The organism is Curtobacterium sp. Csp1 (genome assembly GCF_013347185.1).
Map to the genome: position 1 here is coordinate 3,935,192 of NZ_CP054594.1, position 25,933 is coordinate 3,961,124.

Here is a 25,933-nt window from a genome sequence, read left to right on the forward strand (position 1 = left end):
GATGGTGCTCGTCGCCGTCCTGCTCGCGCACGGTGCTGTCCCGCGCCGACCTCGACGAGATCGCGAAGGACAGCAGCCGCCGTCGGGCGATCGAGGCGATCGCGGACGACGTCGGCGCGCACGTCAACGCGCTGAACTTCGTCCGCGTCCTGGCCGAGACCGCCGCCGCGGTGCTCGTGACCATCGCACTCGTCACGGTGTTCGACACCTGGTGGGTGGCGCTCATCGTGTCCGCGGCGATCATGACCGCTGTTTCGTTCGTGCTCGTCGGGTCCAGTCCGCGCAGCGTCGGGCGGGCGCACGCGGAGCGCTTCATCGCCGCGACCGGCGGGCTCGTCCGCGGGGTCCGGATACGCGGTCGCAGCGCGTCGACGGTGTCGAGCGAGGAGCAGCTGCTGTCGCTCGTCGACGAGGCGACCGAGAGCAACGTGCTCGAGCAGGACGACCGGGAGCTCATCCACTCGGTGTTCGAGTTCAGCGACACCCTCGTGCGCGAGGTCATGGTGCCGCGCACCGACATGCTGACCGTCGACGGGGACGACACCCTCGCGGCCGGGATGGAGCAGTTCCTCGTCGCCGGGGTGTCGCGCATGCCCGTGACCGGCAAGGACAGCGACGACGTCCTCGGGGTCCTGTACCTGCGCGACGTGTCCCGCGCGCTGTACGAGCGGCAGGGCGCTGGGCAGGAACCCGTGACGACGCTGCTGCGTCCGGCCGAGTTCGTGCCGGAGTCGAAGCACGCCGACGACACCCTCCGGCACATGCAGCTCGCGAAGAACCACCTGGTCCTGGTCGTCGACGAGTACGGCGGGGTCGCCGGGCTCGTCACGATGGAGGACCTCATCGAGGAGCTCGTCGGGGACATCTCCGACGAGTACGACCGCACCGTCGTCGACCGCACCGAGTCGGCATCGAGCTCGAGGACGACGACGTCGACACCGCCGGCGGACTCCTCACCAAGGAACTCGGCCGACTGCCGGCCAGCGGCGAGCAGGTCAGCGTGTCCGGTCTGCTGCTCACCGCCGACCGGGTGGAGGGCAAGCGCCGCCACCTGGTCACCGTCCTCGCGGAGCGGACCGCCGCGCTGCAGGACGCCGAGGACGCCCTCGACCGAGACCGGACCGACCACCCCCGAGCGCCCCTACCGCGCCGGCTTCGTGTCGTTCGTCGGTCGCCCGAACGTCGGCAAGTCGACGCTCACCAACGCGCTCGTCGGCGAGAAGGTGGCGATCACGTCGTCGAAGCCGCAGACCACGCGGCGCGCGATCCGCGGCATCGTGCACCGACCCGACGGCCAGGTCATCATCGTCGACACCCCCGGCGTGCACCGGCCACGGACGCTCCTCGGCGAGCGGCTGAACGACCTCGTGCAGTCCACGCTCGGCGACGTCGACGTGATCGGGTTCTGCGTGCCGGCGAACGAACCGATCGGCCCCGGCGAAGATCGCGATCGTGACGAAGATCGACCGCACCGCGAAGGACACCGTGGGGGAGCAGCTCCTGGCGGTCTCGAAGCTGCGCGACTGGGACGCCATCGTCCCGACCTCGGGCACGAAGGGCCTGCAGCTCGAGGCGCTCCTCGGGGAGATCACCTCGCTGCTGCCCGAGTCGCCGCAGCTCTACGACGACGCGACCGTCACCGAGGAGACCGACGAGGACCGCATCGCCGAGCTCATCCGGGAAGCCGCGCTCGAGGGCGTCCGCGACGAGCTACCGCACTCGCTGGCCGTCGTGGTCGAGGACGTCGTCGAACCCGACGACGAGGACGACCCGGACGGGCCGCTGCGCATCTTCGCGAACCTGTTCGTCGAGCGGGACAGCCAGAAGGCGATCGTGATCGGCCGGGGCGGCGAGCGGCTCAAGGACGTCGGGTCGCGTGCCCGGAACATCCGGGTGAAGGTCGCGAAGGAGTGGCAGCGCGACCCGAAGCAGCTCGGGCGCCTGGGGTTCTGACCCGCGTCATCCGCCGGACGGACGCGCTCGTGGCCGGCCGGACGTACCCGACGTCGTCACGGCGTCGGTGCTCGGGCTGCTCGTGCTCGTGGTGTCGGCGCGCGGGGTGGACGGCCCGGTCAGCTGGCTGACGGTGGTCGGACTGACCGCCGCGCTGGCGTTCCGCCGACTCTCCCCGGGGCTCGCCCTCGGTATCGCATGGGTCTTCGCGGCGTTCCAGATGGTCACGGGCCAGACGCCGAGCATCGCGAACCTGTTCATCGCGCCGATCATGTACACGACGAGCGCGTACGGCAGTCCACGGGTCCGCGGCCTCGGGCTGGCGTCCGCGATCGGCGGGTCGGTCACGGCCGCGCTCTACGAGGGGGTCACGGACTACGGGGTGCGGGTCGGCGAGGCCACTGCGACGACGCCGCTGCAGGAGTCCCTGCAGGTGACGATCTCGTTCTTCGCCGTCACACTCCTGCTCCTCCTGCTGCCGTGGCTCGCCGGCCTCGTGGTCCGGACGCGCCGGTCCGCCAGCATGAGCCGCGAAGCGCAGCTCGTCGCCGAGCGGGACGCAGACATGCACGACATCGTGGCGCACTCGCTCGCGGTGGTGATCGCCCAGGCGGACGGGGCGCGGTACGCGCTCAAGGCCGACCCCGCGATCGCGGACCAGGCCCTCGGCACCATCTCGAGCACGGCGCGCGGAGCCCTCTCCGTGAGCTCCTCGGGTCGAGAAGCTCGTCGGCGAGATGCGCGACGTCGGGCTGGACGTCCGCGTCGACCGCGAGGGCGACCCCGGACGGCTCCCCACCACCACGCAGCTCGCGGTCTACCGCATCGTCCAGGAGAGCCTGACGAACGCGTGGAAGCACGGCCAGCCCGGAGCCCCCGTGCACGCGTCGCTGACGTACCGTCCGGACACCGTCGAGATCACCGTGGTGAACCGGCGCGCCGACGACGGCACCCGCGGCCCGGGCACCGGGCACGGGCTCGTCGGGATGCGCGAACGGGCGACGATGACCGGCGGCACGATGACCGCGGGACCCCGCGGCGACGACTTCACGGTGGCCGTCCGGATGCCCGCCGTCCCGGCCAGCGGGCAGATGCCCCGCGACCGGATCACCTCGACCCAGCAGGAGCGCACCACCCGATGACCACCACCGCGGCCACCGCCCCCCAGATCCGTGTCGCGCTCGTCGACGACCAGGCGCTCTTCCGCACGGGCATCCGGATGCTCGTCGACTCGCAGCCGGACCTCCTCTTCGTCGGCGAGGCGGGCGACGGAGCAGCGGGTGTCGAGCTCGTCCGCCGGACCCGGGCGGACGTCGTGCTCATGGACGTCCGGATGCCCGTGATGGACGGCATCACCGCGACGTCTCGCATCGTCGAGCAGGGTGGTCCGGACGCCGCGAAGGTCCTCGTCCTGACCACGTTCGACTTCGACGAGGCCGCGGCGAAGGCGATCCGCGCGGGGGCCAGCGGCTTCGTCCTGAAGGACGCCGACCCCGAGTTCCTGCTCGCCGCCGTCCGCACGGTGCACGCCGGCACCGCGGTGTTCGCCGCGTCGGCCACCCGCGAGCTCCTGCGCCGGTACGACGACACCGCCGGACAGTCCGCGCCGGTCCCGCCGTCGTTCGCCGAGCTGACCCCGCGCGAGCGCGAGATCTTCGACCTCGCGGCCCGTGGGTTCAGCAACAGCGAGATCGCCCAGCACGAGTACGTCAGCGAGGCGACCGTGAAGACGCACATCTCGCGGGTGCTGACGAAGCTCGACCTCCGGGACCGCGTGCGGCTCGTGGTGTTCGCGCACGAGCACGGGCTCGTGCCGAAGGCGGAGTGACCGACCGTCATCCGACAGGATGACCCCTCCACAGGGAACCGAGCCGAGCGGACGATCCACAGGAGACGACGGACCGACGCGGGGCGTGCCTCCCGACCGGGAGGGTGGTGCCATGACCACCAACCAGACGCCGATCATCCGACTCGACCACGTCTCCAAGCACTACGGCGACGCCGCGCGCCGGGTCACCGCCCTCGACGACGTCAGCGTCGACATCGGTGCGGGGGAGTTCACCGCCGTGATGGGTCCGTCCGGCTCAGGCAAGTCGACACTGATGCACGTCGCCGCCGGACTCGACGCGGTGTCGTCGGGGCGGATCAGCATCGACGGGGTCGAGATCACCGGGCTGGCGGACCGCGAGCTCACCGAGCTGCGTCGGCGCCGTCTCGGCTTCGTGTTCCAGTCGTTCAACCTCGTGCCCACCCTGGACGTCGCCGAGAACATCCGCCTGCCGTTCCTGCTCGGTGGGCAGAAGCCCACGCGGGACGAGTCGGCGTGGATCGACCGGCTGGTCGAGATGCTCGGCCTCGGGAACCGCCTGGGCCACCGTCCCCACCAGCTCTCCGGCGGACAGCAGCAGCGCGTCGCGATCGCGCGGGCGCTGGCCTCGCGTCCGGCCGTCGTCGTCGCCGACGAGCCGACCGGAGCCCTCGACTCGCGGACCGGGCGCGACGTGCTCGGGATCCTCCGTGGCGCCGTGCAGGAGTGGGGGCAGAGCGTCGTCATGGTCACGCACGACCCCGTCGCGGCGGCGAACGCCGACCGCATCCTGTTCCTCGCCGACGGCCGCATCGTGGACGACCGTCCGGCGATGACCGCGTCGGACATCTCCGCCACGATGCTCGGGATGGAGGCGGCAGCATGAGCGGCCTCCGCGCCTTCGCGCCCACCGTGCTCGTCGCGGCGCTCGGCACCACCTTCGGCTCGGCGCTCGTGATCGCACCGGGCGTCGTGACCCAGGCGATGGCCGCGGCGGGGTTGAGCGACCTCGGTCCGGTCAAGGCGATCCTCGCGGTGATCGGCTGGCTCTTCCTCGGCATCGCCCTGTACGTCGGGGCGATCGTCACGGCCAACACCTGCGCCACCCTCATCGCCGGCCAGACGCGCATCATCGCGCTGCAGCGGCTCGTCGGTGCCACGGGCGCCACGCTCCGCGCCCGCATCACCCGGACCGGGCTGCTCGTCGGCGCGCTCGGCGGTGCGATCGGTGTCGTCGTGGGGACCGGGCTGTCGGTCGTGTTCGTCGCGGTGCTGCGCGGGAACGGCTTCCTGCCGGACACGGCGTACACCCTCGTCCCGTGGGAGCTCGTCCTGCCGCTCGTCGCCGTCGTCCTCGCGACCTGGGGCGCCTTCGCCGCCGGGTCGCGGCGCGTCCTGACGGTGACCCCGCTCCAGGCGCTGTCGTCGAGTGTCGAACCCGCGCACGAGGACGTCCGGTCCGGCACTGCGCGGAAGGTGTGGGCGATCCTGCTCATGGCCGCGGGCGCGCTGCTGATGCTGCTCGGGCTGGGCGTCAGCGTGAGCTCGCCGTTCGCGGTCCTGCCTGCTGCCCTCGGCGGCTTCGTGTCCTTCGCGGGCGTCGCCGTCGGAGCGACCATCGTGATGCCGCCGGTCCTGCAGCTGATCGGACGGATCGGCTCCCGCGACCCCGTGGTGCTCCTCGCCGGTCGGAACGCGATGCGGGCGCCCGGGCGGGCCTCGCGTGCCACGATCGGACTCGTCATCGGCGTGACGCTCCGCAGCAGCTCGCCGCGATGGACGACGGCACGATGACGCCCCAGGTCCTGCAGGCGCAGCGCGACTTCTTCGTGCAGCTCAACGCTGTCGTCAGCGTGATCGTCGGGTTCTCCGCCGTGATCGCCGCGGTCGGGGTCGTGAACGCCCTCGCCCTCGGCGTGCTCCAGCGTCGCCGTGAGCTCGGTCTGCTCCGTGTGCTCGGGCTCACCGGGGCGCAGGTCCGGCGGATGATCGTCACCGAGGCCGTGCAGATGGTCGTCGCGGCGGTCGTGACCGGACTCGTGCTCGGCACCTGCTACGGCTGGGTCGGCGGGCAGACGCTCCTCGGCTCGATCGGCACCGTCGTGCCGCCCGTGCTGCCGCTCGGTACCGTCGCCGTGGTCGTCGTCGGGGCACTCGTCCTGGCGGTGGTCGCGACCGTCGCTCCGGTCCGACGGGCGATGCGGGTCCCGCCGACCGAGGCGCTCGCCGTCGACTGAGCACGGCACCTGGCCCGGGCAGCAGTGCCCGGACAGCAGCGCCCGGGCCAGGACTGCAGCACCCAGGCCCGGGCGCCGGCAGCGTCACGCACTTGCACCGCGCTGGTGTACCAGTGCTACGGTGGCGGTGATGTACCCGGCACTCCTCCTCCTTCGCTGCCGCGACGAGGCCTGACACAACGGCCCACCTCGTCGCGGAGTCCGTCGTGGCCTGACACACACCTGACGACGAAAGCGACGAACCGATGCAGAACACGCAGCGCCCCTCCGGGATGCCCATCCACAAGTACGTCCCCTTCCACGAGCAGATCGCGGTCGAGCTGCCCGACCGCACCTGGCCGACGAAGCGCATCGACCGTGCGCCGCGGTGGTGCGCGGTCGACCTCCGGGACGGCAACCAGGCCCTGATCGACCCGATGGACTCCGAGCGCAAGCGGGCGATGTTCGACCTGCTCGTCCGGATGGGCTACAAGGAGATCGAGGTCGGGTTCCCGAGCGCCTCGCAGACCGACTTCGACTTCGTCCGGTCGCTCATCGACGACGGAGCCATCCCCGACGACGTCACGATCCAGGTCCTCACGCAGGCCCGCGAGCACCTGATCAACCGCACGTACGAAGCGATCGACGGTGCGAAGCAGGCGATCGTGCACCTGTACAACTCGACGTCGATCGTGCAGCGCGAGGTCGTCTTCCGGACGGACGTGCAGGGTGTCGTGGACATCGCGGTGGAGGGCGCGCGGATGTGCAAGGCGGCCGAGGCGGCGCTGCAGCACGACACGACGGTGTTCTACGAGTACTCACCGGAGTCCTACACGGGCACCGAGCTCGAGGTGGCGGTCCGGATCTGCAACGCCGTGCTCGAGGTCTTCGAGCCGACCCCTGATCGCAAGGTCATCATCAACCTGCCCGCCACGGTCGAGATGGCGACGCCGAACGTCTACGCCGACTCGATCGAGTGGATGTCGCGGAACCTCGACCACCGTGAGGACGTCATCCTCTCGCTGCACCCGCACAACGACCGCGGGACGGCCGTCGCCGCTGCGGAGCTCGGCTACATGGCCGGCGCCGACCGCATCGAGGGCTGCCTGTTCGGCAACGGGGAGCGCACCGGCAACGTGGACCTCGTCGCCCTCGGCATGAACCTGTTCACCCAGGGCATCGACCCCGAGATCGACTTCAGCGACATCGACCAGGTGAAGCGGACGGTCGAGTACTGCAACCAGCTGCCGGTGCCCGAGCGTCAGCCCTGGGCGGGCGACCTCGTGTACACCGCCTTCAGCGGGTCGCACCAGGACGCCATCAAGAAGGGCTTCGACGCCATGCAGGCGAAGGCCGAGGCGGCCGGCACGACCGTCGACGAGATCGCCTGGGCGGTGCCGTACCTGCCGGTCGACCCGAAGGACATCGGCCGCTCGTACGAGGCGGTCATCCGCGTCAACTCGCAGTCCGGCAAGGGCGGTGTCGCGTACCTGCTCAAGACCGACCACGCGATCGACCTGCCCCGCAAGCTGCAGATCGAGTTCTCCGGTGTCGTGCAGCAGCGCACCGACTCCGAGGGCGGCGAGTTCTCGTCTGAGCGCATCTGGGACCTGTTCCGCGACGAGTACCTGCCCGCGACCACGGACGAGGACAAGTGGGGTCGCTACGAGATCACGAAGACGGCGACGTCGAGCGACTTCGACGGCACGACGAAGCTCTCGGTCGCGATGCGCGTCGACGAGGGGTCGGTCGAGGCGCAGGCGGTCGGGACCGGGCCGATCGACGCGTTCCTGTCGGTGATGCGCGACCAGGGCGTCGCCGTCACGCTGTACGACTACTCGGAGCACACGATGAGCGCCTCGGGTGACGCGCAGGCCGCCTCGTACGTCGAGCTCGACGTCGACGGCGTCCGCCTGTGGGGCGTCGGCATCGACGCGGACATCGCGACGGCCTCGCTCAAGGCGATCGTCTCGGCGGTGAACCGCGCAATCCGCGCCGGGGCCGCGTCCGGCGCGCCGGAGCTGGTCTCCGCCTGACCGCGCGCTCAGCGCGACCACCTGACGGGAGGCGCGGTGCGGGTCCGACCCGCACCGCGCCTCCCGTCCGTGGTGCCGTCCCGTCCCTACCCGTCGCGCCCGCCGTCGCGTGGTGCGTTCCGTCCCATCGCGCCCGAGATGGGAGGACGGATCGCGCATGGGAGGACGGAACTCGCGGTCTCCGACGCGCGGATCGGTCTCCGACGCGCGGAACGGTCGCCCCCCCCCCCGCGCACCCCGCTGTCGGCGGGGCGGGGGATACTGGTGCGATGCCGCTGTACCGGGACGAGTGCGTCGTGTTGCGCACCCACAAGCTCGGTGAAGCCGACCGCATCGTCACGATGCTCTCCCGGCAGCACGGCAAGATCCGGGCCGTCGCGAAGGGCGTCCGGCGCACCGCGTCGAAGTTCGGGTCTCGGCTCGAGCCGTTCATGGTCGTCGACGCGCAGTTCTACGAGGGCCGCACGCTCGACATCGTCACGCAGGCCGAGAGCCTCGGGTCGTACGGTGCCCAGATCGTCGCGGACTACGGCGCGTACACGGCCGCGAGTGCGATGGTCGAGACCGCCGACCGCCTGAGCGAGGCGGACGCCGGGCTGCAGCAGTACCTGCTGCTCGTCGGGGCCCTGCGCTCGCTGTCCCGTCGCGAGCACGTCACGAGCGCGACGCTCGACTCCTACCTGCTCCGGGCGATGAGCATCGCGGGTTGGGCGCCCTCGTTCGGCGACTGCGCGGTGACCGGGGAGCCCGGGCCGCACACCGCCTTCGTCGTGCAACTCGGCGGCGTCGTGGCCGACCGGGCGGCGCCGCCCGGCACCCCGCGCCTGGACATCGACACGCTCGGCCTGCTCGGAGCCCTCCTCGCGGGCGACTGGGCGACCGTGGACGTCGCGGACGAACGGACGCGCTCCCGGGCCTCCGGCGTGGTGGCGGCGTACGCCCAGTGGCACCTGGAACGATCGCTCCGGTCCCTGCCGCACGTCGACCGCAGCGAGCACCCGGCACCGGTCGCACCGACGCCGGGTGGGGTCCCCGCCGCGGTCTCCGCGACACCGGCACCCACGGTCCCCGTGCCGACCGACACCGTGCCGTCCGATCCCGAAGGAGCCCCTGCATGAGCCCACGCCGGTCAGCAGCGTCCGAGCCGATGAAGCCCGTCGACTGGACGGGGGAGCAGCCGCCCGCGATCCCCGCGCAGTTCGTGCCCGAGCACGTCGCGATCGTGATGGACGGCAACGGCCGGTGGGCGAACCAGCGCGGACTGACGCGGGTCGAGGGGCACAAGGCGGGCGAGGCCTCGCTCCTCGACGTCGTCGCCGGCGCGATCCAGATCGGCGTCAAGCACGTCTCGGCGTACGCGTTCTCGACCGAGAACTGGAAGCGCTCCCCGGACGAGGTCCGCTTCCTGATGGGCTTCAACCGCGAGGTCATCCACCGCCGACGGGACCAGCTCCACGCCTGGGGCGTCCGCGTGCGGTGGGCCGGACGGCGCCCGCGGCTCTGGCGGAGCGTGGTCGACGAGCTGCAGACCGCCGAGCGCATGACGGCCGACAACGCGCGTCTCACGCTGACGATGTGCGTGAACTACGGCGGCCGGAACGAGATCGTCGACGCGGTCCGCGGCATGGCCGAGGACGTCGCCGCCGGGCGGATGAAGCCGAGCCAGGTCACCGAGAAGGCCCTGGCGAAGCGCCTCTACGTGCCGGAGCTGCCGGACGTCGACCTCTTCCTCCGGAGCTCGGGGGAGCAGCGCACCTCGAACTTCATGCTCTGGCAGTCTGCCTACGCCGAGATGGTGTTCCTCGACCGGCTCTGGCCGGACTTCCGGCGGACGGACCTCTGGGGCGCGATCGAGGAGTACGCGAGCCGGGACCGCCGGTACGGCGGCGCCGTCGACGCACCCACCGCCTGACCGGAGGCGCGTGGCGGGCTCCGCCACGATCCTCCCGTCCGACACGGACCGACAAGCACGAACACGGACCGACGCGGACCGACCTGCACCGGCCACAGCCAGGCACGGGCCGGCCCCGTCAGTCGAGCAGGTGCGCCGCCCCGCACACCGCGTCGAGCGCGGCGCGCACGCTCGGCACCCGGTCCGCCCCGCGCGCGACGACGACCTCGACCCGCCTGGCCAGGTCGTCCTCGGCCGGGGTGACGGCAATGCCGGCCGGGATGACGGTCGACACGAGCGCGAGCCGGGGCAGGAGCGCCACCCCGAGCCCGGCCGCGACGAGCCCGACGACCGCCGCAGCGTTGTCGGTCTCGAGCACGATCTCCGGGGTGAACCCGGAGGCGGCGCACGAGGCGAGCAGGTGTCCCCGGCAGCGCGGGCAGCCGCCGATCCAGCGCGCCTCGCGGTGGTCGGCGAGGTCCGCGACGCTTCCGCCGGACCAGTCGACCGGCAGTGCAGCGTGGCCGCCGTCCGGACTCGGCGTCACGAGTGCGAGCGGGTCGCGTCCGAGCGCCCGGGTGCGGAGCGTCGGGTCCGTGGTGGTGTCGTCGGCGGGCCCGACGAAGGCGTGCGAGAAGACCAGGGCGACGTCGACCTCGCCGCGGCGGACGAGCTCGACGGCCTCGGGCGGTTCGGCCTCCACGTACGAGGTCACGACCCCGGGGTGGTCCGCCGCCAGGGTGGCGAGCACGGCGGGCACCAGGGTGGACGAGGCACTCGGGAACCCGGCGAACCGCACCCGTCCGCGGGCGAGTCCGCCGACGGCGTCCAGGTCCTCGCGTGCGGCGGCCAGCGCGGACTCGACCGCCTGCGCGTGGTCGGCGAGCACCGCGCCGGCCTCGGTGAGCGTGGCGCCGCGCCCACCACGACCGCCGACTCCGCCGCGGCCGACGCCGGTGCCGGCGCTGCCACCGGTGCCGGCGCTGCCACCGGGCCCGGCGCTCCCGCCGGTCCCGCCGCGCAGCACGAGCTCGTGGCCCAGCCGACGCTCGGCCCGCGCCAGGAGCTGGCTGACGGCCGGCTGGCTGTACCCGAGGACGTTCGCGGCGCGGCTGATCGACCCGGCGTCCCGGACGGCACGGAGCACACGGAGCAGCTGGGGGTCGAGGTCGTCCACAACACGATGTTATGGGGTGCCGAAGGAAGCTGCCCTGGTGTGATGGCGGCCTGCCGTCGACGCTGGACGCATGGACTCCTTCGTCGACGGCTCCGGGTACCTCGCCGCCTGCACTGCCGGGCTGCCGACCCTCGGCACGCTCGCCGCCCAGCGCGCGGACCTCGACGCGTGGTCCCGGGCGGCGACGACCCCGACCGGCTACGGCGCACTCGTCGAACAGGGCCGCGAACTGTTCGCGGGGATCGTCGGCGTCGACCGGGCGCGGGTCGCCACCGGCTCGCAGACGTCGGCGATGGTCGCCGTCGTGGCCGCCTCGCTGCCCGACGGCGCCGAGGTCGTCGTCCCCGACGGGGACTTCAGCTCCGTCGTCTTCCCGTTCCTCGCCCAGGCCCACCGCGGGGTCCGGGTGCGGAGCGTCCCGCTCGCGGACCTCGCCGACGCCGTACGCCCGGGCACCCGACTCGTCGCGTGGTCCGCCGTGCAGTCCGCCTCCGGCGTGGTGACCGACCCGGCGCCCGTGCTCGCCGCGGCCCGGGCGGTCGGCGCCCTGACGCTGTGCGACCTCACGCAGGCGGCCGGGGTGCTCCCCGTCGACGCGGCACCCTTCGACGTCACCGTGACGCACGCCTACAAGTGGCTCTGCGCGCCGCGCGGGGTCGCGTTCGCGACGTTCTCGGACCGCGCGCTCGCGGAGCTCCGGCCCGTGCAGGCGGGCTGGTACGCGGGCGCCGACGTGTGGTCCTCGTGCTACGGACCCGACATGCGGCTCGCCGACGACGCCCGTCGCTTCGACGTCTCCCCGGCCTGGCAGGCCTGGCCCGGGGCGGTCGCCGCCCTGCGGCACCTCGCGTCCGTCGACGCGGCCTCGGCCTGGAGGCACGCCACCGGTCTCGCGGACCGGCTCGCCGACGCGCTCGGGAGGCCCCGACCCGGGCAGGCGATCACGACGTTCCCGGACCCTGACGGCACGGCGCTCCGCGCACTGGCGGACGCCGGGGTCACCGCGAGCGGCCGGGCCGGGCGGCTGCGGCTCGCCTTCCACCTGTGGAACGACACCGAGGACGTCGACCGCGTCGTCGCGGTGCTCGGGGGACTCGGCAGCTTCCGACCGGTGGAGCGGCCGCTCGTCCACAGCGTGCGGTAGCCCGTCCGCCCCCGCTCGACGGGCCGGTACGCTTGCCGGGTACCGTTCCGACCCGGGCACCCAGTCCGGCGACCACAGGAGTCCCTCTTGGCACCGTCCTCCCGTCTCGACAGCGTCATCGCCCTGGCCAAGGGCCGCGGCTTCGTCTTCCAGTCGGGGGAGATCTACGGCGGATCGCGCTCCGCGTGGGACTACGGGCCCCTCGGTGTCGAACTCAAGGAGAACATCAAGCGCCAGTGGTGGCAGCGGTTCGTCCGCGGCCGTGGCGACATGGTCGGCCTGGACTCGGCCGTCATCCTGCCGCGCAAGGTGTGGGAGGCCTCCGGCCACGTCGCGACCTTCACCGACCCGCTCGTCGAGTGCCTGCACTGCCACCACCGCTTCCGCGAGGACCACCTGGTCGAGGCCTTCGTCGCCAAGAAGGGCCGCGACCCCGAGGGCGGCATGGCGGAGATCGCCTGCCCGAACTGCGGCACCCGCGGCGAGTGGACCGAGCCGCGTGAGTTCTCCGGGATGCTCAAGACGTACCTCGGCCCGGTCGAGTCCGAAGAGGGCCTGAACTTCCTGCGCCCCGAGACCGCGCAGGGCATCTTCGTCGACTTCGCGCAGGTCGTCACGACCAGCCGCATGAAGCCCCCGTTCGGCATCGGCCAGGTCGGCAAGGCGTTCCGCAACGAGATCACCCCCGGCAACTTCATCTTCCGGACCCGCGAGTTCGAGCAGATGGAGATCGAGTACTTCGTGCCGCCGGCCGACGTCGACACGCACTACGAGCAGTGGATCGCCGACTCGGTCGCGTTCTTCACCGACCTCGGCATCGACCCGGAGAACCTCCGCCGGTTCGACGTGCCGGACGGGGAGCGCGCGCACTACTCCGACGCCACGGCCGACATCGAGTACCGCTTCGGCTTCGCCGGGTCCGAGTGGGGCGAGCTCATGGGCGTCGCGAACCGCACCGACTTCGACCTGAACAACCACATCGAGTCCTCGGGCAAGGACCTCCGGTTCTTCGACCAGGCCGCCAACGAGAAGTACGTGCCGTACGTCATCGAGCCGTCGTTCGGGCTCACCCGTGCGCTCATGGCGTTCCTGCTCGACGCCTACCACGAGGACGAGGCCCCGAACGCGAAGGGCGGCGTCGACAAGCGCACCGTCCTGCGCCTGGACCCCCGACTCTCCCCCGTCAAGGCCGCGGTCCTGCCGCTGTCGCGCAACGAGCAGCTCTCGCCGGTCGCCCGTGGTCTGGCCGATGACCTCCGCAAGCACTGGAACGTCGACTTCGACGACGCGGGCGCGATCGGTCGCCGCTACCGTCGCCACGATGAGATCGGCACGCCGTTCTGCATCACGGTCGACTTCGACACCCTCGACGACCGGGCCGTGACGGTCCGCGAGCGCGACACCATGGCGCAGGAGCGCGTGTCCCTCGACCAGCTGCAGGGCTACCTGGCGCAGCGGCTGCTCGGCGCGTAGCACCGACCGCCCGACCGACGGACAGACACACGCGGCCACGGCCCGGGAATACCCGGGCTGTGGCCGCGTTGTCGTCCGCGTGAACGACTCCGTGAAGGTCGATGTCTGGTCCGACATCGCGTGCCCCTGGTGCTACATCGGCAAGCGCAAGTTCGAGGCGGGAGCCGCGGCGTTCGGCGCCGGCCCCGACGCCGCGCCCGTCGAGGTCGAGTACCACTCGTTCGAGCTCAGCCCGGACACCCCGGTCGACTTCGAGGGAACCGAGGCCGAGTTCCTGTCCGGCCACAAGGGCATGCCCGTCGAGCAGGCGCAGCAGATGCTCGAGCACGTCGCCGGCATCGCAGAGGGTGTCGGCCTGGACTACGACTTCGACGCGATGCACCACACCAACACGGTGAAGGCGCACCAGGTCATCCACCTCGCCAAGCAGCACGGCAAGCAGCTCGACATGGTCGAGCGGCTCTTCACCGCGTACTTCGAGCGGGGCGAGCACGTCGGGCAGGACGAGTCCCTCGCGGACCTGGCTGCCGAGGTCGGCCTGGACCGCGACGAGGTCCTGACGACCCTGCGCGACGACGGGCAGCTCGCCGCCGTCCGTGCCGACCAGGCCCAGGCACAGGCGTTCGGCATCAACGGCGTCCCGTTCTTCGTCATCGACGGCAAGTACGGCGTCTCCGGCGCCCAGGACCCGGCGGCCTTCGAGCAGGTGCTCCGCCAGGTCGTGGCGCTGCGCTCGTCCACACCCGAGGAGCTCGCAGCCGAGCAGCAGCGAGCCGAGGACGACGCGGCAGCGGATGCGGCGGCGGCCCGGTGAGCGACGTGACGACGACCGGCGGGGCCGCACCGGGCCTCCAGGCCGGGTCGAACCCGTCCGCCGGACCCGTACTGCTGACGTTCCCCGTGACCGGCGGCGCGCCGGTCTGCGAGGGCGACAGCTGCTTCGTGCCCGGCGCCGAGGGGAGCTGGACCGAGGTCCCGGACTGACGGACCCGCGCCCGGGTCAGCCCCGGACGGGTTCCTCGTCCGTGATGTCCGCGACCGTCGCGTCGTAGGCGGCGACCAGGGCGTCCGCGTCGACGAACGCGCTCGCGCCGTGCCGTCCCGCGCCGAGCGCGATCCGTCGGCCGAGCACGCGCTCGTCGGCGACGACCGGCAGGTCACCCGTCGCACCGATCGGGGTGATCGTGCCGCGCTCGTAGCCCGAGGCCTCGAGCGCGGTGGCCGCGTCGGGCATCGAGAGCTTGTTGACCCCGACGACCGTGCGGAGCTTCTTCCACGCGATGCTCCGCCCTCCCGGTACGAGCGCGAGCAGGAAGCCGCCGTCGTGCCGCTTGACGACGAGGGTCTTGACGATGTCGCCCGGGATGATCCCGAGCAGTGCGGCGGCCTGCTCGAGCGAGTCGGCCGCGGGGCGTTCGACGACCTCGACGTCGAGCCCCCTGGCTGCTGCGTCGGCGTCGAAGCGGGCGATGGCGGTGTCGGACATGTGGAGAACGCTACCGGCGCGGAACGGGCATGGGAGAATGGACGACGTATGACGATCACTGACGCGCCCCGGACGGCGACCCGACCGGCGAAGCCCCTGCGCATCGGCCCCATCGAGGTCGACGCGCCCGTGGTGCTCGCTCCGATGGCGGGCATCACGAACATGGCCTACCGCCGACTCTGCCGCGAGTACGGCGCGGGTCTCTACGTCTGCGAGATGATCACCTCGCGCGCCCTGGTCGAGCGGACCCCGGTCTCGATGCAGCTCATCCAGCACCACGAGTCGGAGACGCCCCGGTCGATCCAGCTGTACGGCGTCGAGCCGAACACCGTGGCCGAGGCCGCGACGATCCTGGTGGGCGAGGACCGGGCCGACCACATCGACCTGAACTTCGGGTGCCCGGTGCCCAAGGTCACGCGGAAGGGCGGGGGAGCGGCCCTGCCGTGGAAGCTCGACCTGTTCAAGGACCTGGTCGAGAAGACCGTCAAGGCCGCCGGTGACGTCCCGGTGACCGTCAAGATGCGCAAGGGCATCGACGCGGACCACCTCACGTACCTCGACGCGGCGCGCATCGCCCGGGACGCGGGTGTGGCCGCGATCTCGCTGCACGCCCGCACCGCGAACGAGCACTACTCCGGGCACGCGGACTGGTCGGCGATCGCGACGCTGAAGGAAGCGATCACCGACATCCCGGTGCTCGGCAACGGGGACATCTGGTCCGCCGCCGACGCGCTGCGCATGGTCGACGAGACCGGCTGCGACGGCGTGGTCGTCGGCCGCGGGTGCCTGGGGCGTCCGTGGCTGTTCGGCGACCTCGCGGCGGCGTTCCGCGGCGAGGACGTCCGTGCGATGCCGTCCCTCGGCGACGTCGCGACCGCGTTCCGCCGGCACGCCGAGCTGCTCGTCGAGTTCTTCGGGTCCGAGGACCACGGCTGCCGTGACGCCCGCAAGCACGTCTCCTGGTACTTCAAGGGCTACCCGATCGGCGGCGACGTCCGGTCGGCGCTGTCGATGGCGTCGAGCCTGCAGGAGATCGACGACCTGCTCGGGCAGCTCGACTGGACGGCCCCGTACCCGGGCGCCGACGTCGAGGGGCCGCGCGGTCGCGCTGGGCACCCGAAGCGCACGGCCCTGCCGGACCGCTGGCTCGAGTCCCGCGACGTCGACGAGGCGTTCCGGAAGGTCCTCGCCGCCGCCGAGCTGCACCACAGCGGCGGATGAGCGCCACCGCCTCGTACGGGCCCGCCGACGCCGAGCGCTGGCTGCCCGAGACCCACGGCAACCGTCGGTCCGACTTCGCCCGCGACCGTGCCCGACTGCTGCACTCGAGCGCGCTCCGGCGGCTCGCCGCGAAGACCCAGGTGCTCAGCCCGACCACGGGGCTCGACTTCGCGCGGAACCGCCTGACGCATTCGCTCGAGGTCGCGCAGGTCGGCCGCGAGCTCGCCGACTCGCTCGGGCTCGACCCCGACGTCGTCGACACGGCCTGTCTGGCGCACGACATCGGCCACCCGCCGTTCGGCCACAACGGCGAGACGGCCGTGAACGCCTGGGCTGCCGGGATCGGCGGGTTCGAGGGCAACGCGCAGACCCTGCGTCTGCTCACGCGACTCGAGCCGAAGGTCTACGGCGTCGGTCCGGACGACGACCGTCCGTACGGGCTCAACCTCACCCGGGCCTCCCTCGACGCGAGCTGCAAGTACCCGTGGCCGGCGGCGCAGGGTGTGGCCGAGGCGTCGTCCGGGCGCACGAAGTTCGGCTTCTACGACGACGACCACGACGCCTTCGAGTGGCTCCGTGCGGGGGCTCCCCGCCGGCAGCGGTGCATCGAGGCGCAGGTCATGGACCTGTCCGACGACATCGCGTACTCGGTGCACGACTTCGAGGACGCGGTCGTCGCGGGCTTCATCGACGTGGCGGCGCTCGGCGACCGGGTCGGCGAGAACGACATCGTCACGGCGATGCACGCGTGGGTGGGGTCCGACCTCAGCCGCGACGAGCTGCTCGAGGCCTTCGACCGGCTGCGTTCCCTGCCGCTGTGGATGACCTCGTACGACGGGTCGCGGCGGGACATGGCGCGGCTGAAGAACCTGACGTCGCAGCTCATCGGGCGCTTCGCGCGCACGGCGACGGCGGCGACACGGGAGTCCTACGCGTCCGGGTCGCTCGTGCGGTTCGCGGCGTCCGTCGTCACACCGCCCGAGATCATCGGGGAGATCGCGGTGCTCAAGGGCATCGTCGCGGCGTTCGTGATGACCCAGGGGGACCGGCAGCCGGTGTACGAGGACCAGCGTCGCGTCCTCACCGAGCTGCTCGACGCCCTCGCGGCCACGGGGAGCGCGGACCTCGAGCCGGGCTTCGCGGCGGACTGGCGAGCGGCGTCCGACGACGCCGGGCGGCTGCGGGCCGTGGTCGACCAGGTGGCGAGCCTGACCGACCAGGGGGCACTGGCGTGGCACAGGCGGCTCGTTGTCGGTGAGCGGGAGACGACGCACATCCCGGTCTGAGCCGGGTGCCGGTGCCGGTCCCGGACCCGCGAGACGCCCTCGTGCGCGCGGGACGCCGCCGGTTCCGGGACCGTCTCGGTGGGAGGTGACGGTCTCGGCGCGACCGGACCGTCTCGGCGCGACCGGACGTGGACGCGGACGCGGCCGCGCACGCCTCCGGTCCGAACCGCCCCGCGACCGCAGCCGACGTGCCGGAGGTGCGCCGTGCCTCCAGGCCGTCACCGGTGCCTCCAGGCCGTCACCCGTCCACAGTCCGTCACCCGTCCGGGGGCCGTCACCCGTCCACAGGCGGATGCTCGTCCACAGGCGGGCGCGACCGTCAGCCGGGGTCACCGGCACGAACTAGGATCGAGGGGTGGCTGGCAGGATCGCGCGGAACGACATCGACGAGGTCCGCTCGCGTGTCAACATCGCCGACGTCGTCGGCGACTACGTCACGCTGAAGTCCGCCGGAGTCGGGTCGCTCAAGGGCCTCTGCCCCTTCCACGACGAGCGTTCCCCGTCCTTCCACGTGCGGCCCCAGGTCGGTCGGTACCACTGCTTCGGGTGCGGTGAGGACGGCGACGTCTTCGAGTTCATCATCAAGCAGGACCACACGACCTTCCAGGAAGCCGTCGAGCGGATGGCGGCGAAGATCGGCTTCACGCTCCACTACGAAGAAGGCGACGGGCCGCGCACCGACTACAACCAGCGCGCGCGGCTGATCGCCGTGAACGAAGCCGCGCTGGCGTTCTACCAGGCGCAGCTCACGACTGCGGGCGCCGAACCCGCCCGCCGGTTCCTCGGGGAGCGTGGCTTCGACCCCGCCGCGGCGCAGCACTTCGGGGTCGGCTTCGCGCCGCAGTCGTACGACGCGACGCGCGAGCACCTGCGCGGCCGGGGCTTCTCGATGGACGAGATCCTCGCCGCCGGGCTCGCGGGCCAGGGGGACCGGTCGCCGTACGACCGTTTCCGCGGACGCCTGATGTGGCCGATCCGCGACGTCACCGGCGCGACGATCGGCTTCGGTGCGCGTCGCCTGCTCGACGACGACAAGGGGCCGAAGTACCTCAACACCCCCGAGACGCCGATCTACCACAAGAGCCAGGTGCTCTACGGGCTCGACCTCGCCCGGCGGGACATCTCGAAGCAGAAGCAGGTCGTGATCGTCGAGGGCTACACCGACGTGATGGCGTGCCACCTCGCGGGCGTGACCACCGCGGTCGCGACGTGCGGCACGTCCTTCGGGGTCGACCACATCAAGGTCCTGCGGCCGATGCTCGGCGACTCGGCCGGTGCGCACCTGTCGCAGCTCGGCGACATCGTCTTCACGTTCGACCCGGACGAGGCCGGGCAGCGTGCCGCGGCACGCGCCTTCTCCGAGGAGAGCCGGTTCGCCTCGCAGACCTACGTCGCGGTCGCGCCGGGTGGCCTCGACCCGTGCGACCTCCGCCTGACGCGAGGCGACGCCGCGATCGAGCGGCTCGTCGAGACCAAGCGCCCGATGTTCGAGTTCATGATCCGTCGCCGCTTGGCGTCCCACGACATCGAGACCGCCGAAGGCAGGGTCGCCGGGCTCCGCGACGCCGCACCCGTCGTGGCCGGCATCCGCGACCGCACACTGGCCAGCGCCTACGTCCGCGAGACCGCCAAGTGGCTCGGGATCGACATCCCGGAGGTCCGGCGCGCGGTCGAGAACGCGCGGCAGCGGCAGGGATCGGCCCGTCAGGACCAGTCAGGAGGCTCGGTGCCGGTCGGGCAGGCGGGTCCGGGTGGCGAGCTGGTCGCCCCTCCGGAGGAGCCCGTGGCCGGGCTGCGACTGCTGCCGAACGACCCGGTCACCCGGATGGAGCGCGACGCCGTGATGGCGATGGTGCAGCAGCCCGGGTACGTCGGGACGCCGCTGATCTGGCTCGCTGCATCGGCGACGTTCTCGGCGCCGATGCTGTCGGTCGTCCGTGACGCCGTCGTGGCCAACGTCGACGCGATCGGCGCGGGGGACTGGCTCGACCGGCTGCTGCAGGACGTGCCGGCGCCGTTCCGCGGCCTCGTGCAGGAGCTCGCGCTCGCGCCGATCCCCGCCCGCACCGACGAGGACCTCGCGCTCTACGCCCGGAGCATCGTGCAGGCCCTGGTCGAGCGTGACCTGCTCGCCCGCAAGGCCGCGCTCCTCGGGCAGCTGCAGCGCGCCGACCCGCACGAGCAGGGCGACCGCCGCGCCGAGATCCAGCGGGAGCTCGTGGAGCTCGACGCCCAGCGCATGCGGCTCCGGGCCGACGGCGAGGCGTCCGCGTAGGGACTCGTCGTCCGCCTCGTCCGGCGTGCCCGCTGGCCGGCGTGCCCGCTGGCCGGCGTGACCGCTGTCCGGCGTGCCCGCGGTCCGGCATGCCCGCTGTCTGCCCTCCGCCGAACGGGCAGGACACGCCGCGTGCTCGACGTCGAGCGGTCGAGAAGTGTCGGGTCGGACCGCCGAGCGGGCCACAAGTGGCACGCTCGGCCCGCTCGCGCGGCCCCGTTGCCGAACGCAACAATCCTGCGTGACACGCCGGGGCGCCACGCGCGCATCATGCGCCATGCGACGCGGTCCTGCATTACAAGGGTGTAAACAAATGCCCTCCGGCGCCGGAGATTCCGTGTCAGGGTGGTACCAATGAGCGTTCCTGGCCGGGCACACAGTCGAACCACGGCCCTGTCCAGGACCCTTGCAACCATCACCAGAGAGAGAGCGGACATGGCATCCGTGACCAAGTGGGGCAAGCGCGGTCTCGCGCTCGGCGCCGGGGCAGCAGCGACGGCGCTGGTGCTCACGGGCTGCGCGAGCAGCAGCGTCTCCGACACCGCCCTGAACGGCATCAGCATCGGCACGACGGACAAGATCACGTCCCTCGACCCGGCGGGCTCCTACGACAACGGCTCCTTCGCCGTGCAGAACCAGGTGTTCCCGTTCCTGATGAACACCCCGGTCAACAGCCCGGACGTGAAGCCGGACATCGCCACCAAGGGCGAGTTCACGAACCCGACGACGTACACCGTCACGCTCAAGAAGGGCCTGCAGTTCGCGAACGGCCACGACCTCACGTCGAGCGACGTGAAGTTCTCGTTCGAGCGCGAGCTGAAGATCAACAACGAGAACGGCCCGCAGTCGCTGCTCGCCAACCTCAAGAGCATCGACACCCCGGACGACACGACGGTGGTGTTCAACCTCGACCACGCCGACCAGACCTGGCCGCAGGTGCTCTCGAGCCCCGCCGGCCCGATCGTCGACGAGCAGGTGTTCTCGGCCGACAAGCTCACGCCCGCGGCCGACATCGTCAAGGGCAAGGCGTTCGCCGGGCAGTACGAGATCACCTCGTACAAGGAGAACGACACCATCCAGTACAAGGCGAACCCGAAGTACGACGGGCTCCTCGGCAAGGCGAAGACCGACGAGGTCACCGCCAGCTACTACACCAAGGAGACCGACCTCAAGCTCGCCGTGCAGAAGGGCGACGTCGACGTGGCGTACCGCTCCCTGACGCCGACCGACATCGCGGACCTCCGCAAGGACTCCAAGCTCGAGGTCACCGACGGCCCCGGCGGCGAGATCCGCTACCTGGTCTTCAACTTCAACACGCAGCCGTTCGGTGCGAGCCAGTCCGACAAGGACGAGACGAAGGCCCTCGCGGTCCGTCAGGCCGTCGCCGACGTCGTCGACCGCGAGAAGCTCGCCAAGGACGTCTACAACGACACCTACTCGCCGCTGTACTCGATGGTCCCCGAGGGCCTGACCGGTGCCGCGAAGCCGTTCGAGCAGCTCTACGGCGACGGCAACGGTGGTCCGAGCGTCGACAAGGCGAAGGAGACGCTGTCCAAGGCCGGCGTCACCGGCAAGGTCCAGCTCGACATCCAGTACGCGCCGGACCACTACGGCTCGACCTCGGACGACGAGTACGCCGAGCTCAAGACGCAGCTCGAGAACTCGGGCCTGTTCACCGTGAACATCCAGTCGACGGTCTACACGACGTACGCGCAGGAGCGCACGAAGGACGCCTACCCGGTGTACCAGCTCGGTTGGTTCCCGGACTTCTCGGACGCCGACAACTACCTGTCGCCGTTCTTCACGAAGGAGAACTTCGTGCAGAACCACTACGACGACCCGACGATCCAGGACCTGATCTCGCAAGAGCAGCAGGAATCGGACAAGAGCAAGCGTGCCGACCTGATCGAGCAGGCGCAGGAGCGTGAGGCCACCCAGATCTCGACGCTGCCGCTGCTGCAGGGCAAGTCGGTCGCGGTCGCCTCGAAGGACGTCAAGGGCCTGGTCCTCGACTCCTCGTACAAGTTCCGCTACGCCACCCTCTCCAAGTAACACCGGCGTCGGCCCACGGGGGCGTTCCCACGAGGAACGCCCCCGTGGCCGCGTCCCGAACGGCACCGAAAGGCACCCGTCCTCGTGACCCTCAGCACCCCGGAGGCGGCCTCGGAGCTGGCCACCGACCCCACCAAGCCCCAGGCACAGCGACGTGCCCGCGGGCAGGGCGGCGGGCTCGGCCGGTACATCCTGGTCCGCTTCCTCCTCATCTTCCCGACCGTGTTCATCCTGGTCACGCTCGTCTTCTTCCTGATGCGCGTCATCGGCAACCCGATCACCGCGTCCGTCGGTGGTCGCCTGACGCCGGCGCAGCTCCAGGAGCGCCTGCACGCCGCCGGGTACGACCGGCCGGTCATCGTGCAGTACCTCGAGTACCTCGGCAACATCGTCCGCGGCGACTTCGGCACGACGTCGACCGACAACCGTCCGATCACCGAGATCATCGTCACGTACGGCGGTGCGACCGCGGAGCTCGTGTTCTGGGCGCTCATCGTGGCGCTCGTCCTCGGCATCCCGCTCGGCATGCTCGCCGCGTACGTCCGCGACAAGTGGCCGGACGTGCTGTTCCGCGCGCTCGCGATCCTGACCTACGCGACGCCGGTGTTCTTCGGCGGTCTGCTGCTCAAGCTCGTCTTCTCGGTCTGGCTCGGATGGCTGCCGCTCGGCGACCGTGCGTCGACGCGGGTGTCGCTCGTCCTCGACAACATCCCCGGCGCGACCGGCATCTACATCGTCGACGCGCTCCGCACCGGCAACGCGCAGATCATCGGCGACGTGCTGGCACACGCCGTCCTGCCCGCGCTGACGCTCGGGCTCCTGACCGCCGGCATCTTCCTGCGCCTGGTGCGCGCCAACATGATCGGCACGCTCGGCTCCGAGTACGTCGACGCAGCCCGCTCGCGCGGCGTCCGGGAGGCTCGCCTCGTCCGGACGCACGCGTTCCGTCCGGCGCTGGTCCCGATCATCACCGTGATGGGTCTGCAGATCGCCATGCTGCTCGGCGGCTCGGTGCTCACCGAGACCACCTTCGGTTGGCGAGGACTCGGCTTCGAGCTCAACCAGTACCTGTCGGCCCGCGACTTCGTCGCGGTCCAGGGCATCGTCGCGATGCTCGCCGTCATCGTCGCCGTGACGAACTTCGTCGTCGACGTGGTCGCGGCGCTCATCGACCCGAGAGTGAGGTTCTAGCGATGGCCGACGTCTCGCTCGTCGACCGCCACGAGCCGCTCTGGAAGCGGCTGCCCGTGGTGGTCCAGCTCCGCCGGAGCACCGGCTGGCAGCGCGCCATGCTCATCACCGGCGTGGTCATCTGCGCCCTGTACCTGATCGTCGCGATCGCGGCGCCGCTCATCGCCCCGTACGGCTTCGGCCAGCTGCAGGGCGCCGACGGCCAGGGCTTCCCGCGCACCGGTGCTCCGAGCCCCGAGCACATCTGGGGCACCACGGTCGGCGGGTTCGACGTGTTCAGCCGCGTGGTGTTCGGCGCGCGGACCGCGGTGCTCGTGGTCATCGTCGCCGTGGTCGTCTCGATCACGATCGGCGTCATCCTCGGCATGGTGTCCGGCTACCTGGGCGGCTGGCTCGACCGGGTGCTCGTCGTGGTGGCGGACGCGATCTACGCGTTCCCGTCGCTGCTCCTGGCGATCGTCGTCTCGATCGTCATCTCCGGCGGCAACTCGAGCTACTCCGGGCGTCGTCCGTGCCGAGGCCGTCCGGCTGAAGAACGAGGCATTCGTCGAGTCCGCCCGCGTGGTGGGCACGAACCCGTGGCGGATCATGACGCGCCACGTGCTCCGCAACTCCACGCGGTCGCTCCCGCTCATCCTGACGCTCAACGCGAGCGACGCGATCCTGACGCTCGCCGGCCTCGGGTTCCTCGGGTTCGGCATCGGCCCGACCGCCGGGGCCGAGTGGGGCTACGACCTCAGCCGCGCGCTGTCGGACGTCGCCTCCGGCGTCTGGTGGACCGGCGTGTTCCCCGGCGTCGCGATCGTCGTGCTCGTGCTCGGCGTGACCTTCATCGGCGAGAGCCTCAACGACATCTCCGACCCGCGTCTCCGCGCCCGTCGCCGGCTGAAGCAGCTGGTGTCGCGCAAGCAGGCCGCGACCACGGAAGGGGCGACGGCATGACCGGCGCAGCGAACGACCAGCAGCACGCACCCGTCGCGGTCGTCGACGACCTGACCGTCACCTTCGCGACCGACGGCGGCGCCGTCGACGCCGTGAAGGGTGTCAGCCTGGACGTCCGTCCCGGCGAGGTCCTGGCCCTGGTCGGCGAGTCCGGATCGGGCAAGTCCGTCACGGCCCGGAGCATGCTCCGCCTCATGCCGGAGACGGCGACGCTCGGCGGCGCGGTGTACCTCGACGGGACCGACGTCGTCAGCGTCGGCCCGGCGAAGCTGCGGGAGCTCCGCGGGACCGCCGGTGCGATGGTGTTCCAGGAGCCGTCCACGGCGCTCAACCCGGTCTTCACGGTCGGGTGGCAGATCTCCGAGGGCCTCCGGGCGCACGGCGGCGTCTCGAAGAAGGAGGCGCGGGCTAAGGCGGTCGACTACCTGCGGCGGGTGGGCATCCCCGACCCGGAGCAGCGCGTCGACCACTACCCGCACCAGTTCTCCGGCGGGCAGAAGCAGCGCGTCGTCATCGCGTCCGCCCTGGCCCTCGAGCCGAGCGTCATCATCGCCGACGAGCCGACCACCGCGCTCGACGTGACGGTGCAGGCGGAGATCCTCGACCTGCTCCGCCGCTGCCGCGACGAGTTCGGCGCGGCGATCGTCATCATCACGCACAACATGGGCGTCGTCGCCGACCTGGCCGACCGCGTCGCCGTGATGTACCAGGGCGAGGTGGTCGAGGAGGCCCCGGTCGCCGAGCTCTTCGCGGCGCCGCAGGCCGACTACACGAAGAAGCTCCTCGCCGCCGTGCCCCGGCTCGAGGCCTCGACCGGGACCGCCCGTCGTGCCGCGATCACCGAGGACGTCGAGCCGCTCGTGTCGGCCCGCGGGCTGGAGATCGAGTACCCGGGCCGGCTCGGCTCGCCGGCGTTCCGCGCGGTGAAGGGCGTCGACCTGGCGATCCGTCCCGGCGAGGTCCTCGGCCTGGTGGGGGAGTCCGGCTCCGGCAAGACCACCATCGGCCGGGCCATCGCGGGACTCACCCGGATCACGGGCGGGTCGCTGAACGTCCTCGGGACCGAGATGCTGGGGTACCGCGAACGGGACTTCAAGCGGCACCGGAAGGACATCGGGTTCGTCTTCCAGGACCCGGCGACCTCGTTCAACCCGCTGCTGACGATCGCGGAGTGCGTCGCCGAACCCCTCGTCGTGCACGGCGAGGTCCGGAACCCCCGAGACGCCCGGAAGCGCGTCGACGAGCTGCTCGAGGCGGTGCAGCTGCCCGCCGCGTACGGCGACCGCTACCCGCACGAGCTCTCCGGCGGCCAGCGGCAGCGCGCGTCGCTCGCCCGGTCGCTCGCGCTCCGGCCGAAGCTGCTCATCGCCGACGAGCCGACGAGCGCGCTCGACGTGTCCGTGCAGGCTCGCGTGCTCGAGCTGTTCCTCGAGCTCCAGCAGGACCTCGGCTTCGCCTCGCTGTTCATCAGCCACGACCTGGCGGTCGTGGGGGCGCTGTCTGACCGCATCGCGGTCCTCTACCGTGGCGACCTCGTGGAGACCGGCACGACCGCCGAGGTGCTCGGCGCGCCGCAGCACCCGTACACGCAGCGGCTCCTCGCGTCGCTGCCGGTCCCGGACCCGGCCGAGCAGGCCGAGCGACGGCGTACGCTGGTCGAACTGGAGCACGCCGGGTCCTGATCCGGTGGCGACCAGCCTGGAGGCGCGACCCGCGTCCGCGACGCGGGTCGCGCCTCCAGGCGGTCACCTCCACCGCACCACGTCGTGACCGCACCGTCGCG

General features: G+C 71.7%; 21 protein-coding genes and 5 pseudogenes. 23 read left to right on the forward strand and 3 right to left on the reverse strand.

Going from position 1 to position 25,933, the window contains the following annotated elements; translation table 11 throughout:
- Positions 1-32 precede the first annotated feature (32 nt).
- The 3 pseudogenes from HUN58_RS18920 to era form a co-directional block, all read left to right on the forward strand.
- Positions 33-797, forward strand: a pseudogene (locus HUN58_RS18920) (CNNM domain-containing protein); the annotation flags it as partial.
- A gap of 113 nt (positions 798-910) precedes the next feature.
- Positions 911-997: pseudogene (locus HUN58_RS20735) on the forward strand (transporter associated domain-containing protein); the annotation flags it as partial.
- Positions 998-1,157: 160 nt separating this feature from the next.
- Positions 1,158-1,953 (forward strand): annotated as a pseudogene (gene era, locus HUN58_RS18925) (GTPase Era).
- Positions 1,954-1,959: 6 nt separating this feature from the next.
- Here era and HUN58_RS20740 read toward each other — a convergent pair.
- A complete protein-coding gene (locus HUN58_RS20740; RefSeq protein ID WP_254631553.1) occupies positions 1,960-2,301 on the reverse strand; it encodes a hypothetical protein in 342 nt (113 codons plus the stop codon).
- A gap of 217 nt (positions 2,302-2,518) precedes the next feature.
- On the opposite strand from HUN58_RS20740, the pseudogene HUN58_RS21155 reads away from it, so the two are divergent.
- The 9 genes and pseudogenes from HUN58_RS21155 to HUN58_RS18960 form a co-directional block, all read left to right on the forward strand.
- Positions 2,519-2,644: pseudogene (locus HUN58_RS21155) on the forward strand (histidine kinase); the annotation flags it as partial.
- 46 nt (positions 2,645-2,690) lie between these two features.
- On the forward strand, positions 2,691-3,095 hold the full coding sequence (locus HUN58_RS20745; RefSeq protein ID WP_254631554.1) for a sensor histidine kinase: 405 nt from the start codon (positions 2,691-2,693) through the stop codon (positions 3,093-3,095).
- Positions 3,092-3,781 carry a response regulator transcription factor gene (locus HUN58_RS20750; protein ID WP_058742443.1) on the forward strand — a complete coding sequence of 230 codons (690 nt, stop codon included), beginning with the start codon at positions 3,092-3,094 and terminating at the stop codon, positions 3,779-3,781. Before HUN58_RS20745 ends, HUN58_RS20750 begins: the two co-directional genes overlap by 4 nt.
- Positions 3,782-3,893: 112 nt before the next feature.
- Complete coding sequence (locus HUN58_RS18935; protein ID WP_058742442.1) at positions 3,894-4,646, forward strand: ABC transporter ATP-binding protein; 753 nt, start codon at positions 3,894-3,896, stop codon at positions 4,644-4,646.
- Complete coding sequence (locus tag HUN58_RS18940; protein ID WP_208745670.1) at positions 4,643-5,554, forward strand: FtsX-like permease family protein; 912 nt, start codon at positions 4,643-4,645, stop codon at positions 5,552-5,554. The genes HUN58_RS18935 and HUN58_RS18940 overlap by 4 nt, the downstream gene beginning before the upstream one ends.
- Positions 5,551-5,997 carry an ABC transporter permease gene (locus HUN58_RS18945; RefSeq protein ID WP_208745671.1) on the forward strand — a complete coding sequence of 149 codons (447 nt, stop codon included), beginning with the start codon at positions 5,551-5,553 and terminating at the stop codon, positions 5,995-5,997. The genes HUN58_RS18940 and HUN58_RS18945 overlap by 4 nt, the downstream gene beginning before the upstream one ends.
- Before the next feature lie 245 nt (positions 5,998-6,242).
- On the forward strand, positions 6,243-8,012 hold the full coding sequence (gene leuA, locus HUN58_RS18950) for a 2-isopropylmalate synthase (RefSeq protein WP_180225170.1): 1,770 nt from the start codon (positions 6,243-6,245) through the stop codon (positions 8,010-8,012).
- Positions 8,013-8,281: 269 nt separating this feature from the next.
- Complete coding sequence (gene recO / locus HUN58_RS18955; protein ID WP_141861209.1) at positions 8,282-9,130, forward strand: DNA repair protein RecO; 849 nt, start codon at positions 8,282-8,284, stop codon at positions 9,128-9,130.
- Entirely contained in the window at positions 9,127-9,924 is a 798-nt protein-coding gene (locus HUN58_RS18960; protein WP_058742438.1) for an isoprenyl transferase, read from the forward strand. Before recO ends, HUN58_RS18960 begins: the two co-directional genes overlap by 4 nt.
- Before the next feature lie 118 nt (positions 9,925-10,042).
- Here the strand turns inward: HUN58_RS18960 and HUN58_RS18965 are convergent, their stop codons facing one another.
- Positions 10,043-11,080, reverse strand: a complete 1,038-nt coding sequence (locus HUN58_RS18965) for a LysR family transcriptional regulator (RefSeq protein WP_180225171.1) — start codon at positions 11,078-11,080, stop codon at positions 10,043-10,045.
- A gap of 70 nt (positions 11,081-11,150) precedes the next feature.
- On the opposite strand from HUN58_RS18965, the gene HUN58_RS18970 reads away from it, so the two are divergent.
- The 4 genes from HUN58_RS18970 (at position 11,151) to HUN58_RS18985 (ending at position 14,681) form a co-directional block, all read left to right on the forward strand.
- Positions 11,151-12,224, forward strand: coding sequence for an aminotransferase class V-fold PLP-dependent enzyme (locus tag HUN58_RS18970; RefSeq protein WP_180225172.1), 1,074 nt, complete (start codon positions 11,151-11,153; stop codon positions 12,222-12,224).
- Positions 12,225-12,311: 87 nt separating this feature from the next.
- Positions 12,312-13,697: a glycine--tRNA ligase gene (locus tag HUN58_RS18975; RefSeq protein WP_180225173.1), complete on the forward strand. Its 1,386-nt coding sequence runs from the start codon at positions 12,312-12,314 to the stop codon at positions 13,695-13,697.
- A gap of 79 nt (positions 13,698-13,776) precedes the next feature.
- Complete coding sequence (locus tag HUN58_RS18980; protein WP_058742434.1) at positions 13,777-14,511, forward strand: DsbA family protein; 735 nt, start codon at positions 13,777-13,779, stop codon at positions 14,509-14,511.
- 5 nt (positions 14,512-14,516) lie between these two features.
- Complete coding sequence (locus tag HUN58_RS18985) at positions 14,517-14,681, forward strand: hypothetical protein (RefSeq protein ID WP_180225174.1); 165 nt, start codon at positions 14,517-14,519, stop codon at positions 14,679-14,681.
- 16 nt (positions 14,682-14,697) lie between these two features.
- Here HUN58_RS18985 and HUN58_RS18990 read toward each other — a convergent pair whose 3' ends face one another.
- Positions 14,698-15,183, reverse strand: coding sequence for an aminoacyl-tRNA deacylase (locus HUN58_RS18990; protein ID WP_058742433.1), 486 nt, complete (start codon positions 15,181-15,183; stop codon positions 14,698-14,700).
- A 48-nt stretch (positions 15,184-15,231) separates the two neighbouring features.
- Between HUN58_RS18990 and dusB the strand changes: the two genes are divergently transcribed.
- From dusB to HUN58_RS19025, 7 genes and pseudogenes are all read left to right on the forward strand, one after another.
- Positions 15,232-16,404: a tRNA dihydrouridine synthase DusB gene (gene dusB, locus HUN58_RS18995; RefSeq protein WP_114850962.1), complete on the forward strand. Its 1,173-nt coding sequence runs from the start codon at positions 15,232-15,234 to the stop codon at positions 16,402-16,404.
- Positions 16,401-17,690, forward strand: coding sequence for a deoxyguanosinetriphosphate triphosphohydrolase (locus HUN58_RS19000; protein WP_141861219.1), 1,290 nt, complete (start codon positions 16,401-16,403; stop codon positions 17,688-17,690). Before dusB ends, HUN58_RS19000 begins: the two co-directional genes overlap by 4 nt.
- 355 nt (positions 17,691-18,045) lie before the next feature.
- Positions 18,046-19,965 (forward strand): DNA primase, encoded by a 1,920-nt coding sequence (gene dnaG, locus HUN58_RS19005; RefSeq protein WP_180225175.1) that lies wholly within the window; start codon positions 18,046-18,048, stop codon positions 19,963-19,965.
- A 435-nt stretch (positions 19,966-20,400) separates the two neighbouring features.
- Positions 20,401-22,017, forward strand: coding sequence for an ABC transporter substrate-binding protein (locus HUN58_RS19010; RefSeq protein WP_058742429.1), 1,617 nt, complete (start codon positions 20,401-20,403; stop codon positions 22,015-22,017).
- 117 nt (positions 22,018-22,134) lie between these two features.
- The gene (locus tag HUN58_RS19015; RefSeq protein ID WP_141863297.1) at positions 22,135-23,208 is read left to right on the forward strand and encodes an ABC transporter permease; all 1,074 of its coding nucleotides are present in this window, start codon (positions 22,135-22,137) and stop codon (positions 23,206-23,208) included.
- Positions 23,209-23,210: 2 nt separating this feature from the next.
- Positions 23,211-24,150 (forward strand): annotated as a pseudogene (locus HUN58_RS19020) (ABC transporter permease).
- Positions 24,147-25,832, forward strand: a complete 1,686-nt coding sequence (locus HUN58_RS19025) for an ABC transporter ATP-binding protein (RefSeq protein ID WP_180225176.1) — start codon at positions 24,147-24,149, stop codon at positions 25,830-25,832. Before HUN58_RS19020 ends, HUN58_RS19025 begins: the two are co-directional and overlap by 4 nt.
- Positions 25,833-25,933 lie beyond the last annotated feature (101 nt).